The sequence below is a fragment of the Streptomyces murinus genome (assembly GCF_002154555.1).
GTDB classification, from domain to species: domain Bacteria; phylum Actinomycetota; class Actinomycetes; order Streptomycetales; family Streptomycetaceae; genus Streptomyces; species Streptomyces murinus.
On the sequence record NZ_MUNF01001038.1, the window covers coordinates 1 to 673 of the forward strand.

At 72.5% G+C, this 673-nt stretch carries 1 protein-coding gene; it reads left to right on the plus strand.

The window, feature by feature from the left end; genetic code table 11:
* Nucleotides 1–36: 36 nt before the first annotated feature.
* Nucleotides 37–673, plus strand: a 637-nt coding sequence (locus CCN72_RS37510) for an alpha/beta hydrolase (protein WP_086812701.1), incomplete at its 3' end; no start/stop codon positions are given.

The window sequence follows — 673 nt, forward strand, 5'->3', positions numbered from 1 at the left end:
GCCCACCAGCGGGCCCCAGCCGGAAGGCACCCCCTCATGAGCTCCACCGCCCCCACCTCCTACCGCGACCAGCAGGCATGGCGTGACCTCCAGCGCTTTCTGCCCGAGCGGCTGCGCCTGACCGACGAGACCGCTCCCGAGGAGGAGTTCTGGGACTGGCGCGGACACCGCGTCCACCTCGACCGGTACCCGAACCCCGGGGCGCGCGCCAAGGTCGTGCTGCACCACGGCGTGGGCACCAACGGCCGCCAGATGTCCCTCATCCTCGGCGCCCCGCTCGCGCGGCTCGGCTTCGAGACCGTCGCCCTCGACAACCTCGGCTACGGCCTCACTCAGGTCAGGGCGGGCACGACACCGTCGTACGACGACTGGGTCGATCTGGTCGTGGACTTCCTCGCCCACGAGCGCGCCCGGGACGACCGCCCGATCGTCCTGTACGGGCTCAGCGCGGGCGGCATGCTCACGTACCACGTGGCCGCCAAGGCGCCGCGCGGCACCCTGGCCGGCATCGTCGGCATGACCTTCCTCGACCAGCGCCTCCAGCAGGTCCGCGACGAGACCGCGCACGACCGGATCGCCGCCCGCCTCGGCGGCCCCTTGATGGGACTGCTGGCCAGGACCCCGGCCGCCAAGCTGAAGTGCCCGATGAGCCTGGCGAGCAAGATGTCGGCGC